The following is a 13,443-nucleotide window of genomic DNA, read 5'->3' as shown; positions in this document are numbered from 1 at the left end:
ATGAGCGACAAGAACGCATTGATTCAGCCCGACCGCGGCCAGAAGGCCATCGCCATTCACCTCGTCGACAAGGACGGTCTCGATACCTTCCTGAAGGAGAGGACGCCGGCCCAGCGCGCCGCGCTTGCAGCACACAAGTTCGAGGCCGACGGCTATCAGTATGCGATCATGCCCGATGGTGACGACTGGGCCGTGGCGGCAGGTGTCGCCAACACCGCGGAACTTTCCAGCTGGTGCATGTCCAAGCTCGCCCAGAAGCTGCCTGCCGGAACCTACCGCCGCGCCGGCGGAGAGCCCGGTCCGGCAATCTTCGGCTGGATAACCGGTCAGTACCGCTTCGAACGCTACCTGTCCGAACCGGACGAAGAAGGCCCGCGCGTACTGCTGACCGGCGAACCGGCGTCGATCAGTGCCATCACCGCCGAAGCCGAAGCGGCCATGCTGGTGCGCGATCTCGTCAACACCCCGGCAGAGGACATGGGTCCCGCCCAACTCGAAGCCGAGGCCGAAAACCTCCACAAGACGTTCCGCGCCGAGATCAGGGTGACGCGCGGAGACGCTCTCGAGCACGAATTCCCGATGGTCCACATGGTCGGCCGGGCCGCGGCGCGATCCCACGCGCCGCGCATGATCGAGCTGGAGTGGGGCGATCCCAAGCACCCCAGGCTCGCCGTGGTCGGAAAGGGCGTGTGTTTCGATTCGGGCGGTCTCGACATCAAGCCGGGCTCGGGCATGCTGCTGATGAAAAAGGACATGGGCGGCGCCGCCCACGCCCTCGCATTGGCGCGGCTCATCATGCACAACCAGCTGCCCGTAAGGCTCCACCTGCTCGTCCCGGCGGTGGAGAATGCCGTCTCCGGCAACAGCTTCCGCCCAGGCGACGTGCTCAGGAGCCGGGCGGGAATCTCGGTCGAGATCGGCAACACCGACGCCGAAGGACGCCTGATCCTCGCCGATGCCCTTGCCCGCGCCGGGGAGAACGAACCCGACCTTGTCATCGACTTCGCCACGCTCACCGGAGCCGCGCGCGTTGCCGTCGGGCCCGATCTGCCGGCGCTGTTTACACGCGAAGATGCGACGGCCGACGGCCTGCTGGCGGCGGGCAAGGCCCACGACGATCCCTGCTGGCGCCTGCCTCTGCACGAGGGCTACCGCGAATACCTCAAGTCCGAAGTCGCCGACATCAACAATGCAGGCTCCAGCGGTTTTGCCGGGGCCAGCACCGCGGCGCTGTTTCTGGACAAGTTCGTGCCCAAGGGCACCGACTGGGCCCACCTCGACACTTTCGCCTGGCGCCCGACTGAAAAGCCCGGCCGGTCCAAGGGTGGCGCCGCGCTTGGTCTGCGTGCAACATGGCACATGCTGAGACAACGCTACGATAAGCTTGAGGGCTAAGCTTGCGAACCGGACATGACCCCGCTAAGCGCGCCCATCTTTGCCTTTGGAGATGCACCGAAGTTGGCCCTTGAGGATTCGTATACCCGCCCACCCCGGATCGAGGGCATGCTCGCCATGGCCGGGCCAAGCGTGACGGCGGACCCCGGCTGCCTTCCGGTGCGCGGCGATCTGGCGCACATCAAGCTGGCCGGACGCTACTTCGTGCCGCACTACGCGGTGCCGATGCCGCACGCGATCAAGGCCGGCGCCGTGCTGCGCACTACCGGTCGCGACGACGGCGAGGCGATCATGGCGCTTCCCGAAGGCGAGACCTTCAACGTACTCGACATCGCCGGTGCCTGGACCTGGGGCCAGCTCGGAGAGGATGGCCCGGTCGGCTACGTCGCACTTGCAGACCTCGAAGCGATCGCCTGATGGGCGCGAGCGTTTTCATCGACGGCGCCGCAGGCACTACCGGCCTCGAAATTGCCGAGCGGCTGGCGGGACGCAGCGAGTTCGATCTCGTCATTCTGACCGACGAGAAGCGCAAGGACGACGCCGCGCGCGCCGAGGCGCTCAACGATGCCGATTTCGTGATCCTGTGCCTGCCCGACGATGCTGCGAAGGCCGCCGTCGGCATGATCCGCAACGAGAGCACCCGCGTGATCGACGCATCCTCCGCCCACCGCGTCGCCGACGGCTGGACCTATGGCTTTCCCGAGGTCATGGGCCGCGAAACCGTGGCGGCGGCGCGTTTCGTCAGCAATCCAGGTTGCTATCCCACCGGCTTCATCGGCCTGCTCGCGCCGCTGGTGCGCGCCGGCCTGCTTCCGGCGGACTGGCCCTATGTCTGCCATGCGGTCTCGGGCTACTCCGGCGGCGGCAAGGCGCTGATCGCCCGGTACGAGGAAGACCGCGACATCGCTTTCCGGGCCTATGGACTTTCGCTGGGCCACAAGCACGTTCCCGAGATGCAGGCCCACGTCGGCCTTGAGCACGCGCCGCTGTTCGCGCCCGCTGTCGTGCCGGCGCACCGTGGCATGCTGGCCGAAGTGCCGCTGCATCTGAGCGCGATGGCCGGCGCCGGCACGCCCGACCAGTTGCGGGCCGCCCTGGCGGACTTCTACGCCGGCAGCCCGATCGTGAAAGTCGAGGCCGACCAGCCCGACGAACTCCTGTTGCGCGCCTCGATGGTGCCTGCCGATACGCTGACGCTTCGGGTGCTCGGCAGCAAGGACGGCAGCCAGGCACGCCTCGTCGCCATGCTCGACAATCTCGGCAAGGGGGCCAGTGGCGCAGCGGTACAGAACCTCAACCTCATGGCCGGTCTCGACGAGACGTCCGGCCTGCGCCTCTGATCGCGGCGAATCTCCGATGCTGCGCCCGCGGCCCGAAGGGGCTCGGGCGGGACGTTGCCGACTGTCCGCGAACGGCCCCAAATTCCGGCGTGCACAATTTTCAGGCACGCCCTGCCTGAATCTTGAACAGAACCTGCCAGAATCTGCTCTCCGGCACTGCCCAGACTGCCCCTGCCTCTTGGGAAATCGTGCAAATCCGGGCTTTTCGCGACCGCACACATGGCCTACCACTAGGGTATTCGCATTGGCACGATTCTTGATGGGATCGCGCGCGAGGGCATCTGGTTCCCGGACCGGAAACCTCTTCGAAATACGTCCGGGAACAAGTGCAGGGGTCTAATCAGGCGTGAAAAAGATCGAAGCCATCATCAAGCCGTTCAAGCTCGATGAAGTGAAGGAAGCGCTCCACGAAGTGGGAGTGTCCGGCATCACGGTGACCGAAGCCAAGGGGTTTGGGCGGCAGAAGGGCCACACCGAACTCTACCGCGGCGCCGAATACGTCGTCGACTTCCTGCCCAAGGTGAAACTCGAGGTCGTCGTACCCGATGCCCTGGCCGAACGCGTGGTGGAGGCAATTGCCGACGCCGCGCAGACCGGCCGCATCGGCGACGGCAAGATCTTCGTCATCCCGATCGAAACGGCGGTGCGCATCCGCACCGGGGAACGGGACGACGACGCACTCTAGGCTTTTCGGCGGCCGCCGAAAGCTTCACCTGTCCGGCCACGCCGGACATCTAGAATCGGGTCCGGTTCGCGCCGGACCGGGGATTAGCCGGAAAAGGGGACCGGCGCCGTTCCCGGAATGCCATCAACCCCTAGCCTCTTTCGGGGATCGGAAGAGAAAAATGGAGAATCGAACACATGGCTAGTGCAAAGGACGTCCTCAAGCAGATCAAGGACGAGGAGATCGAGTGGGTCGATCTTCGCTTTACCGACCCCAAGGGCAAGTGGCAGCACCTCACGATGTGCGCGGGCGTGATCGGTGAGGACGAACTCGAAGACGGCCTGATGTTCGACGGCTCCTCGATCGAGGGCTGGAAGACGATCAACGAGTCGGACATGATCCTCAAGCCCGACCTCGATGCGGTCTATGTCGATCCGTTCTCGGCCACGCCGATGATGATCCTGTTCTGCGACATCGTCGAACCCTCGACCGGCGAACTCTACGCCCGCGACCCGCGCTCGACCGCGAAGCGCGCCGAAGCTTTCGTGAAGTCGGCCGGTTTCGGCGACACCGTCTATGTCGGTCCGGAAGCCGAATTCTTCATGTTCGACGACGTGAAGTTCTATGACGGCTACGACGGCAACGGCTTCAAGCTCGACGACATCGAACTGCCGGGCAACTCGGACAAGACCTACGACACGGGCAACCTGGCCCACCGTCCGCGCGCCAAGGGCGGCTACTTCCCGGTCGCTCCGGTCGACAGCTGCACCGACATCCGTGGCGAGATGGTCACGACGATGCTCGAAATGGGCCTGCCCTGCGACAAGCACCACCACGAAGTGGCGGCTGCCCAGCACGAGCTCGGCCTGACCTTCGGCACGCTGACCACCACTGCCGACCGCATGCAGATCTACAAGTATGTCGTCATGATGGTCGCGCAGGCCTACGGCAAGTCGGCCACGTTCATGCCGAAGCCGATCATGAAGGACAACGGCTCGGGCATGCACACGCATATCTCGATCTGGGACGGCAGCGACAACACCTTCGCCGGGAACGGTTATGCCGGCCTGTCGGACACCTGCCTCTACTTCATCGGCGGCGTCATCAAGCACGCCAAGGCCCTCAACGCCTTCACCAACCCGACCACCAACAGCTACAAGCGCCTGGTCCCGGGTTACGAAGCGCCGGTTCTGCTCGCCTACTCGGCGCGCAACCGTTCGGCTTCGTGCCGCATCCCCTACGGTGCCGGCACCAAGGCAAAGCGCGTGGAATTCCGCTTCCCCGACGCGATGGCCAACCCCTACCTGTGCTACTCCGCGCTGCTCATGGCCGGCCTCGACGGGATCAAGAACAAGATCCACCCGGGCGAAGCCATGGACAAGAACCTCTACGATCTGCCGCCGGCCGAACTCGCCGAAGTGCCGACCGTCTGCGGTTCGCTGCGCGAAGCCCTGGAATCGCTGGCCGCCGACCATGCCTTCCTGCTCGAAGGCGGCGTCTTCACCGAAGACCAGATCGAAGCCTACCTCGAACTGAAGTGGCCGGAAGTGCTGCGTTGGGAAACCACGCCGTCGGCCGTCGAGTTCGACATGTACTACAGCGCCTGATCCTTCACGCGATCAGGCGGCGACAAGTTCGCCGAGTGGGGCGTCCGGAGCAATCCGGGCGCCCTTTTTCGAAAATGCCGCCTTGAATGCGGATACCTTCTGAGACAGTTTCGCGCGGAACCCATTGCGAAAATTGACGTTGCTACCCGCACCAAAGGAGGAACACGTCATGCGTACCATCCGCAGCTTCCAGATCGGCACCGCGGCAAGCCTCGCGCTGGTCGCCGGCGCGCTCGCCGCGCAACCGGGAGGCAACGGCAAGGAACACGGCAACAAGGGCGGTCCCAACGGCTCCGCTGCCCAAGCCGCGCAGAATGCCGGCCACGGCAACCGGTCCGCCGCCCCGGCGCAATCGAAACATGCCGGCAAGCCGCAACAGGCGCAGGCGAAGCCTCAAAAGCCGGAACCGAAGGCAGCCGCGCCTTCGCGAAAGATTCAGGCCAAGGCCGAGGATCGCGGCCCGAACCGGCCACAGACGCCGCAAGGCAATGACAAGGCCAAGGCCGCCAAGGGCAACAACGCAATGGCCAACCGGCCCGCTCAGGCACAAGACGGCAAGGCCGACAATCGCGGCAAGCCCGCTCTTGCCACCCGACCCCAGCGCGGCGACATCAAGCGGGTAAGCTACGAAGGTCCCAAGGGCCGCAAGATCACCGTGCCCACCAACGACCGCGTCCGCGTCGTAACCCGGCAGCGTGACATCAACTGGTCCGCACTAGACAAGCGCAGGGTCTACGACGGTTGCCCGCCGGGCCTCGCCAAGAAATACAACGGCTGCACGCCGCCGGGCCTCGACCGCGAGCCGACGACCAGCTGGTATCGGCCTACCTGGTACCTGCACGACTACGACCGCAATGCCCGCTATCGTTATGCGGACGGCTACCTGCTGCGTCTCGGCTCGGGAACCCAGATACTCGGCTACATGCCCCTGCTCGGCGGAGCGCTGTCGATCGGCCAGACCTGGCCGACCGCCTACAGGCCGGTTTCACTGCCGACCTATTACGACGATTACTACGGTCTCGGTTCGCCGAGCGGCTACCGCTACTACAACGACACGATCTATCGGGTCGACCCGGACACGGCAGCGATCCAGTCGATCGCTGCAATGCTGACCGGCAACGACATCACGATCGGCCAGCCGATGCCGCCGGGATACGACGTGTACAACGTGCCCTACCGTTATCGCGACCAGTACGTCGATGGACCCGATGCCATGTACCGCTATAGCGACGGCTATATCTACCAGCTCGATCCGACGACACGGCTGGTGCAGGCGGCAATCGAGCTGCTGATCTGAACGAAAGGACGTAAAAATGCGCCTGACATACCCGACTCTCGTCGTGCTTTCCGCTTCGTCCCTGGCCCTCGCGGCCTGTTCGGGAGGCTCCACGCCCTCCAGCGATGCCTCCCTCGCACCGGTTCAGGACCTCACCCCGGAATCGCAATCGGTCGCCAGCGCCCTCGACAATACCGACGGACTGCAGACCATGGCGGAAGCACTCAAGGAAACCGGCATTGCCGGCGTGTTCCAGGGCAAGGGCAGCTACACATTGCTTGCACCTGAGGACGATGCCTTCGCGGCCCTCGGCGATGCCGGGAAAGAACTGATGGCGTCGAGCGACCACGCCGCGCTGGCGGCGCTGATCCGCGATCACATATTGCCGGGGTACCTGACGCCGCAGGACCTCGGCGCCGCCATCGACCACAGCAACAACGGTCAGGTCACGATGGCAACCCTCTCCGGTGACACGCTGACGTTCACGCGCTCCGACGAGGGGATTGTCGTCACTGGGTCAGACGGGTCGCAGGCGACGCTGGATGGCGATCCCGTGGCGAGCGAAACGAGCATCGCCATTCCCATAAACGGCGTGCTCAAGAAGATCTGATCGAAACCGTTTTCCTACAGCCCCGCTTTCGGTTTACTTGGTTCGCCTTTCCGCCTGCCACGGAGAAGGCCGATGCTCAGCCGCAAGCCGATTTTCGATGAAGTGCGCCATCTGCTCGGACGCGGTTTCGACCGGGCGGAGGTGGCCCGGCTCGATGCCGCTATCGACAGCGCCCTTGGCATGCTGCCGGCTGCACGAGAGTTGGGCGATGCCGGCAAGGCCCTGATCCGCAAATGGGAAGGCTGTGCGCGGCGCCGCCCCGATGGCCGTTTCGAAGCCTATCCCGATCCGGGCAGCGCGGACGGCAAGCCCTGGACCATCGGCTGGGGTTCCACCGGACCGGATATCCGCAAGGGCATGATCTGGACCCAAGCCGAGTGCGATGCCCGCTTCGACCGGGACATCGTGCGCCATGTCGAGGAAGTGGCCGCGGCGCTCGGAGATGCTGCCACTTCACAGAACCAGTTCGATGCGCTGGTCTCGTTCCACTACAACACCGGCGCCATTGGCCGGGCCACCCTCACCCGGCTGCACAAGGCGGGACGCTTTGCAGAGGCGCAGGCCGAGTTCGGCAAATGGATCTACAACGACGGCAAGCCGATGGATGGGCTCAAGGCCCGCCGCGCCGAGGAAGCGGCGCTCTACGGGCTACTCTGAAGACCTGCCCGTTCGTGTCGAGCGAAAATGGCAATCCCGGTCAGCCTTCACAGCCGCGGCAGTGTGACGCCCTTCTGGCCCATGTACTTGCCCGCGCGGTCCGCATAGCTGGTCTCGCACGGTTCGTTGCCCTGCAGGAACAGGAACTGGCAGGCCCCTTCGTTGGCGTAGATGCGCGCGGGAAGCGGCGTGGTGTTGGAGAATTCCAGCGTCACGTGCCCTTCCCAGCCCGGCTCAAGCGGCGTGACGTTCACGATGATACCGCAACGCGCATAGGTGCTCTTGCCGAGGCAGATCACCAGCACGTCCTTGGGCACGCGGAAATATTCCACCGTGCGGGCGAGTGCGAAGGAGTTCGGCGGGATCACGCAGACGTCGGTCTCGCGGTCGACGAAGGAATTGGCCGCGAAGTCCTTGGGATCGACGATAGCCGAATCGACATTGGTGAAGATCTTGAACTCGGGCGCGACGCGAGCGTCGTAGCCGTAGGACGAAAGGCCATAGGAAATGCACCCGTCGCGGCGCTGGGCCTCCACGAAGGGTTCGATCATGCCATTGTCCAGCGCCTGCTGCCGGATCCACTTGTCGCTCAGAATCGCCATGCTGCGGTGATTCCCCAAGGGACCCGCGCAGGCAAGCCACGCGGCCGGTTTGTCCACCAATCCCCCTCGGGGAGGGGCCGGGCCTGTTCCGCTCAGTCCGCGCCCATCACCAGCACCCGGCCATAGAGCGGCTGGATCGGGCGGGCGTTGTCGCCCATGATCGCGTGAAGCGCGGCGATCTGGCTGGCACTTGCCGTGGCGCGATGCGTCGCCACGTGCCAGCGCACACCTTCGGTGCACGGCGGCGTCGTGAGCGAACCTTCGTAGCGGAACACGGCCAGGTTTTCCGGCAGCAACCCGCTCGGATCGAAAGCCACGCCCTTCACCGGATGAGGCCCCTGCACCCCGCGTGGCGCGGCCTTGATCAGCGCCTCGAGGGCGGGATTGGCCGCGCCTTCCTCGAACATCACCCCCAGAACCGCATAGTTGCCCGCGTAGTCGACATGCACGAAGTGCGCGACCATGGGGTAGTGGATGCCATAGAGCGTCGATTCAGACGGCGTGTGAAAATGCACCTGCAGCAGCTTGTAGCGGGCAATCCCGCTGCTGAGCGTGGATCCTTCGGGCACATCGACTTGCACCGTGTGACCATTGTTGCGGATGGTCAGGGGCGCGGACCGGTAATCGGCGCGCACGCGGAAGTCCCCGACCGAGGCGGCCACCCCCAGATCCACCGGCGACTGCATGTGGCCGGTCTTGCAGGCCGTGAAATCAGGCGAAAGGTCGCCCCAGCTCTCCGGTCCGGAATTGCCGGCGTAGGACCAGTGCGATGCGTGTACCGCAGCGGAGGACGCTGAATGGGCCCTGTCGGCCCGGTTTTCGGCGGGCGCTGACGCCCCGAGCATGATCGCGGCCATCGCCAGCGAAGCGCATTTGATCTTGGTGAAAGCGGGAACGACGGTCATGGCTAGGAGGCCTCTGGTTTGTTGCTGGTCTGTTGCCAGAAATCGCCTAAACCGCTTTCAACCGCCTCCTCAGGACGATTGACTAGTTGGCGTTCAGCCGCCTTGACACCTCCTGAGGCCTCCGCCTGCCAGCAGCGGCTAAAACGCTTTATTTCAAGGTTAACACTAGGCTGCTATCGGCATGGCCATGACCAGCCCTGCCCGCATTCTCGTCATCTTCGGTACGCGTCCGGAAGCGATCAAGCTCTTCCCCGTCGTCCATGCCCTCAAGGCCGATCCGCGCTTCGAATGCGTGGTCTGCGTGTCGGCGCAGCACCGCCAGATGCTCGATCAGGTGCTGGAGATCGCGGGCATCGTGCCCGACCACGATCTCGACGTGATGCAGCCGGACCAGAGGCTCGATGCGCTCACCGCCAACCTGCTCACCGGACTCGGCAAGGTGATGGACGAAGTGCAGCCCGCTCGCGTGATCGTGCAGGGCGACACGGCCACGGCCATGACCGGCGCGCTCGCGGCCTATTACCGCAAGGTCCCGGTCGACCATGTCGAGGCGGGCCTGCGCAGCTACAACATCTATCACCCCTGGCCCGAAGAGGTGAACCGCAAGATCATCGGCGCCATGGCCAGCCTGCACTTCGCGCCGACCGAGACGAGCCAGGCCGCGCTGCTCAAGGAAAACGTCGATCCCGCCCGCGTTCACGTCACCGGCAACACGGTGATCGACGCGCTCCACTGGGTCTCCGCGAAGATCGAGCGCGAACCCGCCCTCGCCGCGAACCTTGCGGACCTCGAAGCCAGGTTCGCCGACAAGCGCATCATCGGCGTCACCAGCCACCGGCGCGAGAATTTCGGCGAAGGCATGGAGCAGATCGCCAGCGCCATACGCCAGATCGCCGAGCGGCCCGATACGGCAGTGATCTTCCCCGTCCATCTCAATCCCAACGTGCGCAAGGTGATGAACGAGCGCCTTGCCGGGCTCGACAACGTCGCGCTGATCGAACCGCTCGACTACCCGCACTTCGCGCGGCTGCTGAACATCGCCGAAGTCATGCTGACCGACAGCGGCGGCGTGCAGGAGGAAGCACCCGCGCTGGGCAAGCCGGTGCTGGTCATGCGCGAGACGACCGAGCGCCCCGAGGGCGTGGAGGCCGGAACGGCCAAACTGGTCGGAACTTCGGCCGCCACGATCGTTACCGAATTATCAACCCTGCTCGACGATAAGGCTTCCTACGAGGCCATGGCGCGCGCCCACAATCCCTTCGGGGACGGGCGGTCGGCGCGCCGAATCGTGGAGCTGCTTGCAAATGAAATCGGACACCAAGCCTGACGTTTGTGTTGTTGGTCTGGGCTACATCGGACTTCCCACCGCTGCCGTGATCGCCCGCGCCGGGTGCAAGGTGCTGGGCCTCGACGTGTCACAGAGCGTGGTGGACACCATCAACCGCGGCGAAATCCACATCGAGGAAGTCGACCTCGACGGCCTCGTCCACGGCGTCGTCTCGCGCGGGCTGTTGTCCGCCTCAACCGAAGTCGCGCCTGCCGATGTCTTCGTGATCGCGGTGCCCACGCCTTTCGACAAGAGCCACGCACCGGACGTTTCCTATGTCCTGGCGGCAGGCAAGACCATCGCGCCTGTGCTCAAGCAGGGCGACGTTGTGATTCTCGAATCGACCTCGCCCGTCGGCACGACCGAGCAGCTGCGCGACATGATCGCCGGCATGCGCCCGGACCTGAAGGTCCCCGGCCTGACCGGTGAGATCCCCGACATCTCGATCGCCTACTGCCCCGAACGCGTCCTCCCCGGCCGCATTCTGGAGGAGCTGACAAACAACGATCGCTCGATCGGCGGCATCACCCCGCGCTGCGCCCGCAAGGCCTTGGCCTTCTACAAGCGCTTCGTGCGCGGCGAATGCGTGACGACCGACGCCCGTTCGGCGGAAATGACCAAGCTGGTCGAGAACGCCTATCGCGACGTGAACATCGCTTTCGCCAACGAGCTGTCCATCGTTTCCGACAAGATGGGCTTGGACGTGTGGGAAGTGATCCGCCTCGCCAATCGCCACCCGCGCGTGAACATCCTTTCGCCCGGCCCCGGCGTCGGCGGCCATTGCATCGCGGTGGACCCCTGGTTCATCGTTCACGGCGCGCCCGAGGAAACCCCGCTGATCCGCACCGCGCGCGGCGTCAACGATCACAAGATGCACCATGTCATCGCCAAGGCCGAAGCGCTGGTGGAAGCCCATCCGGGCGCGAAGGTCGCCTGCCTCGGCCTCGCCTTCAAGGCCAACATCGACGACTTCCGCGAGAGCCCGGCCCGCTTCGTCGCCAGCCGCCTCGCCCGCAAGTTCGGTGAGCGTATCCATATCGTCGAGCCCTATGCCGCAGAGCTGCCGATCGAGTTTACCGACACCGGCGCCACCCAGATCGACATCGACGATGCGCTGGAGACCTGCGAGATCATGATCGTGCTGGTCGACCACGACGTATTCAAAGTCGTGCCGCTGGCCGAACGCGCGGACAAGCTCGTCTACGACACGCGCGGCATCTGGCCCGACCAGCCCCGCGTCGTGCGCGAGGAGGAAGCCCGCCTGAAGCTGGTAGGGTAAACGCCCCACCCGATCGCGCCTCGCTCGCAAACACGCTGGAAATGCCCCGGCGCCCCTGCTAATCCATTGCCTCATGATGAACCCGCCCGAAACCGTCTACACCGATTCCCACCGCGTCTTCTGCGACGGCGCCACCGACATTCGCGCCGGCGCCGCACTCGGCCACCCACGCGTCTGGCTGGAAATCGACGAGAAGGGCTATGTCGAATGCGGCTATTGCGACCGCCGCTTCGTGCTCAAGGGCGGCCCCGCCGACCAGCAGGCGGCCTGATCGTGCTCGCCAGCCGGCGCCGCGCCTGACTTTTCCTTTCGCGACGCGGCAATGCCTCCTATATCGGGGGCATGACATCCACCGACCCCCGCTCGCTTCTCTATCGCCAGCTTACACCAGAAGACGCCCAGGCCCTTGCGGCCGAGACGCTCAGGACGTGTGACGACGGCGAACTCTACATGCAATTCGTGGCGAACGAGGCCTTCGGTTTCGACGACGGCCGGCTGAAAACGGCCGACTATTCGCGCGATGCCGGTTTCGGCCTGCGGGGCGTGTCGGGCGAGATGACCGGCTTTGCCCACGCCAACGAGATTTCCGCCGCCGCCATTCGCCGCGCCGGCGAAACGCTGCAACTGCTCGATCCGGCCAAGGGCAAGCACGCCGCGCCGCCGATGAAGAGCAACCGCCACCTCTACACCGATGCCTCGCCGCTCGATCTCGTCGGATTCGGCGAGAAGGTGAAGCTGCTCGAAACCATCGACGCCGCTGCCCGCGCCCGCGATCCGCGCGTCGCGCAGGTCAGCGCGACGCTGTCCGGCTCATGGTCGGTTGTCGAGATCGTCCGCGCCGACGGGTTCGTCGCGACCGACGTCCGGCCGCTCGTGCGCCTCAGCGTGTCGATCGTCGCGGAAAGCAACGGGCGGCGCGAGACCGGTTCTTTCGGTATCGGCGGTCGCTGGCTCTACGACGACCTGTTCCGGCCTGAAACCTGGAACGAGGCCATCGACACCGCACTGGCGCAGGCCCTGATCAACCTGGAAAGCGTCGATGCCCCGGCGGGCGAAATGCCCGTGCTGCTCGCTCCCGGCTGGCCCGGCGTTATTCTGCACGAGGCGGTGGGGCACGGACTGGAAGGCGACTTCAACCGCAAGGGCACGTCCGCCTTCGCCGGCCGCATCGGCGACCGCGTGGGAGCGCCGGGCGTGACCATCGTCGACGACGGCTCCATCGAGAACCGCCGCGGTTCGCTTTCCATAGACGATGAAGGCACGCCGACGCAGGAAACCGTGCTGATCGAGGACGGCATCCTCAAGGGCTACATGCAGGACCGGCTCAATGCCCGGCTGATGGGCGTGGAACCCACCGGCAACGGTCGCCGCGAGAGCTATGCCCACGCGCCGATGCCGCGCATGACCAACACGTTCATGAAGGCCGGAAACGACGATCCCGCCGAACTGCTCAGCCGCATCAAGAACGGCATTTTCGCCAAGAACTTCGGAGGCGGTCAGGTCGACATCGTCTCGGGCAAGTTCGTGTTCTCCTGCACCGAGGCCTACAAGGTGGAGAACGGCAAGCTCGGCGCGCCGATCAAGGGCGCCACGATCATCGGCGACGGCCCCTCCGTCCTGACCAAGGTCAAGGGCATCGGCAACGATCTCGAACTCGACCGGGGCGTGGGGGTTTGCGGCAAGGGCGGGCAAAGCGTGCCTGCCGGCGTCGGCCAGCCCACTTTGCTGGTCGATGGGCTGACAGTGGGCGGCACGGCCTGACGGCAGTCAGCAACGGTTCA

The 13,443-nt window shown here is 65.1% G+C and carries 14 protein-coding genes; 12 read left to right on the top strand and 2 right to left on the bottom strand.

Annotation, left to right across the window (positions count from 1 at the left end):
• The 8 genes from LK12_RS06650 to LK12_RS06615 all read left to right on the top strand — a co-directional run bounded on the left by LK12_RS06650 (position 1) and on the right by LK12_RS06615 (position 7,549).
• The gene (locus tag LK12_RS06650; protein WP_039280909.1) at positions 1-1,395 is read left to right on the top strand and encodes a leucyl aminopeptidase family protein; all 1,395 of its coding nucleotides are present in this window, start codon (positions 1-3) and stop codon (positions 1,393-1,395) included.
• Between the two features lie 108 nt (positions 1,396-1,503).
• Positions 1,504-1,812, top strand: a complete 309-nt coding sequence (locus LK12_RS06645; RefSeq protein WP_039281633.1) for an SH3 domain-containing protein — start codon at positions 1,504-1,506, stop codon at positions 1,810-1,812.
• Entirely contained in the window at positions 1,812-2,735 is a 924-nt protein-coding gene (gene argC, locus LK12_RS06640) for an N-acetyl-gamma-glutamyl-phosphate reductase (RefSeq protein WP_039280907.1), read from the top strand. The genes LK12_RS06645 and argC overlap by 1 nt, the downstream gene beginning before the upstream one ends.
• 346 nt (positions 2,736-3,081) lie before the next feature.
• Positions 3,082-3,420, top strand: coding sequence for a P-II family nitrogen regulator (locus LK12_RS06635; RefSeq protein ID WP_039280905.1), 339 nt, complete (start codon positions 3,082-3,084; stop codon positions 3,418-3,420).
• 176 nt (positions 3,421-3,596) lie between these two features.
• Entirely contained in the window at positions 3,597-5,006 is a 1,410-nt protein-coding gene (gene glnA / locus LK12_RS06630; RefSeq protein WP_039280899.1) for a type I glutamate--ammonia ligase, read from the top strand.
• 169 nt (positions 5,007-5,175) lie between these two features.
• Positions 5,176-6,303, top strand: coding sequence for a hypothetical protein (locus LK12_RS06625; protein ID WP_039280897.1), 1,128 nt, complete (start codon positions 5,176-5,178; stop codon positions 6,301-6,303).
• A 16-nt stretch (positions 6,304-6,319) separates the two neighbouring features.
• Positions 6,320-6,892 (top strand): fasciclin domain-containing protein, encoded by a 573-nt coding sequence (locus LK12_RS06620; protein WP_039280894.1) that lies wholly within the window; start codon positions 6,320-6,322, stop codon positions 6,890-6,892.
• A 72-nt stretch (positions 6,893-6,964) separates the two neighbouring features.
• Positions 6,965-7,549: a lysozyme gene (locus LK12_RS06615; RefSeq protein ID WP_039280893.1), complete on the top strand. Its 585-nt coding sequence runs from the start codon at positions 6,965-6,967 to the stop codon at positions 7,547-7,549.
• Between the two features lie 47 nt (positions 7,550-7,596).
• Here the strand turns inward: LK12_RS06615 and dcd are convergent, their stop codons facing one another.
• On the bottom strand, positions 7,597-8,151 hold the full coding sequence (gene dcd, locus LK12_RS06610) for a dCTP deaminase (RefSeq protein WP_039280892.1): 555 nt from the start codon (positions 8,149-8,151) through the stop codon (positions 7,597-7,599).
• Positions 8,152-8,243: 92 nt separating this feature from the next.
• Positions 8,244-9,056: a carbonic anhydrase gene (locus LK12_RS06605; RefSeq protein WP_052223224.1), complete on the bottom strand. Its 813-nt coding sequence runs from the start codon at positions 9,054-9,056 to the stop codon at positions 8,244-8,246.
• A 187-nt stretch (positions 9,057-9,243) separates the two neighbouring features.
• Here LK12_RS06605 and wecB point away from each other — a divergent pair, with 187 nt between their 5' ends.
• The 4 genes from wecB to tldD all read left to right on the top strand — a co-directional run bounded on the left by wecB (position 9,244) and on the right by tldD (position 13,423).
• Positions 9,244-10,383 carry a non-hydrolyzing UDP-N-acetylglucosamine 2-epimerase gene (wecB, locus tag LK12_RS06600; protein ID WP_039280890.1) on the top strand — a complete coding sequence of 380 codons (1,140 nt, stop codon included), beginning with the start codon at positions 9,244-9,246 and terminating at the stop codon, positions 10,381-10,383.
• Entirely contained in the window at positions 10,361-11,662 is a 1,302-nt protein-coding gene (gene wecC / locus LK12_RS06595) for a UDP-N-acetyl-D-mannosamine dehydrogenase (protein WP_039280887.1), read from the top strand. Before wecB ends, wecC begins: the two co-directional genes overlap by 23 nt.
• 73 nt (positions 11,663-11,735) lie before the next feature.
• Positions 11,736-11,933, top strand: a complete 198-nt coding sequence (locus LK12_RS06590; protein WP_039280882.1) for a zinc-finger domain-containing protein — start codon at positions 11,736-11,738, stop codon at positions 11,931-11,933.
• Between the two features lie 71 nt (positions 11,934-12,004).
• Entirely contained in the window at positions 12,005-13,423 is a 1,419-nt protein-coding gene (gene tldD, locus LK12_RS06585) for a metalloprotease TldD (protein WP_039280881.1), read from the top strand.
• Positions 13,424-13,443: the final 20 nt, after the last annotated feature.

Source organism: Novosphingobium malaysiense (genome assembly GCF_000802225.1).
Classification (GTDB): domain Bacteria; phylum Pseudomonadota; class Alphaproteobacteria; order Sphingomonadales; family Sphingomonadaceae; genus Novosphingobium; species Novosphingobium malaysiense.
The sequence above is the reverse complement of the archived record's forward strand: the minus strand, read 5'-3'. Positions and strand labels throughout refer to the sequence as shown.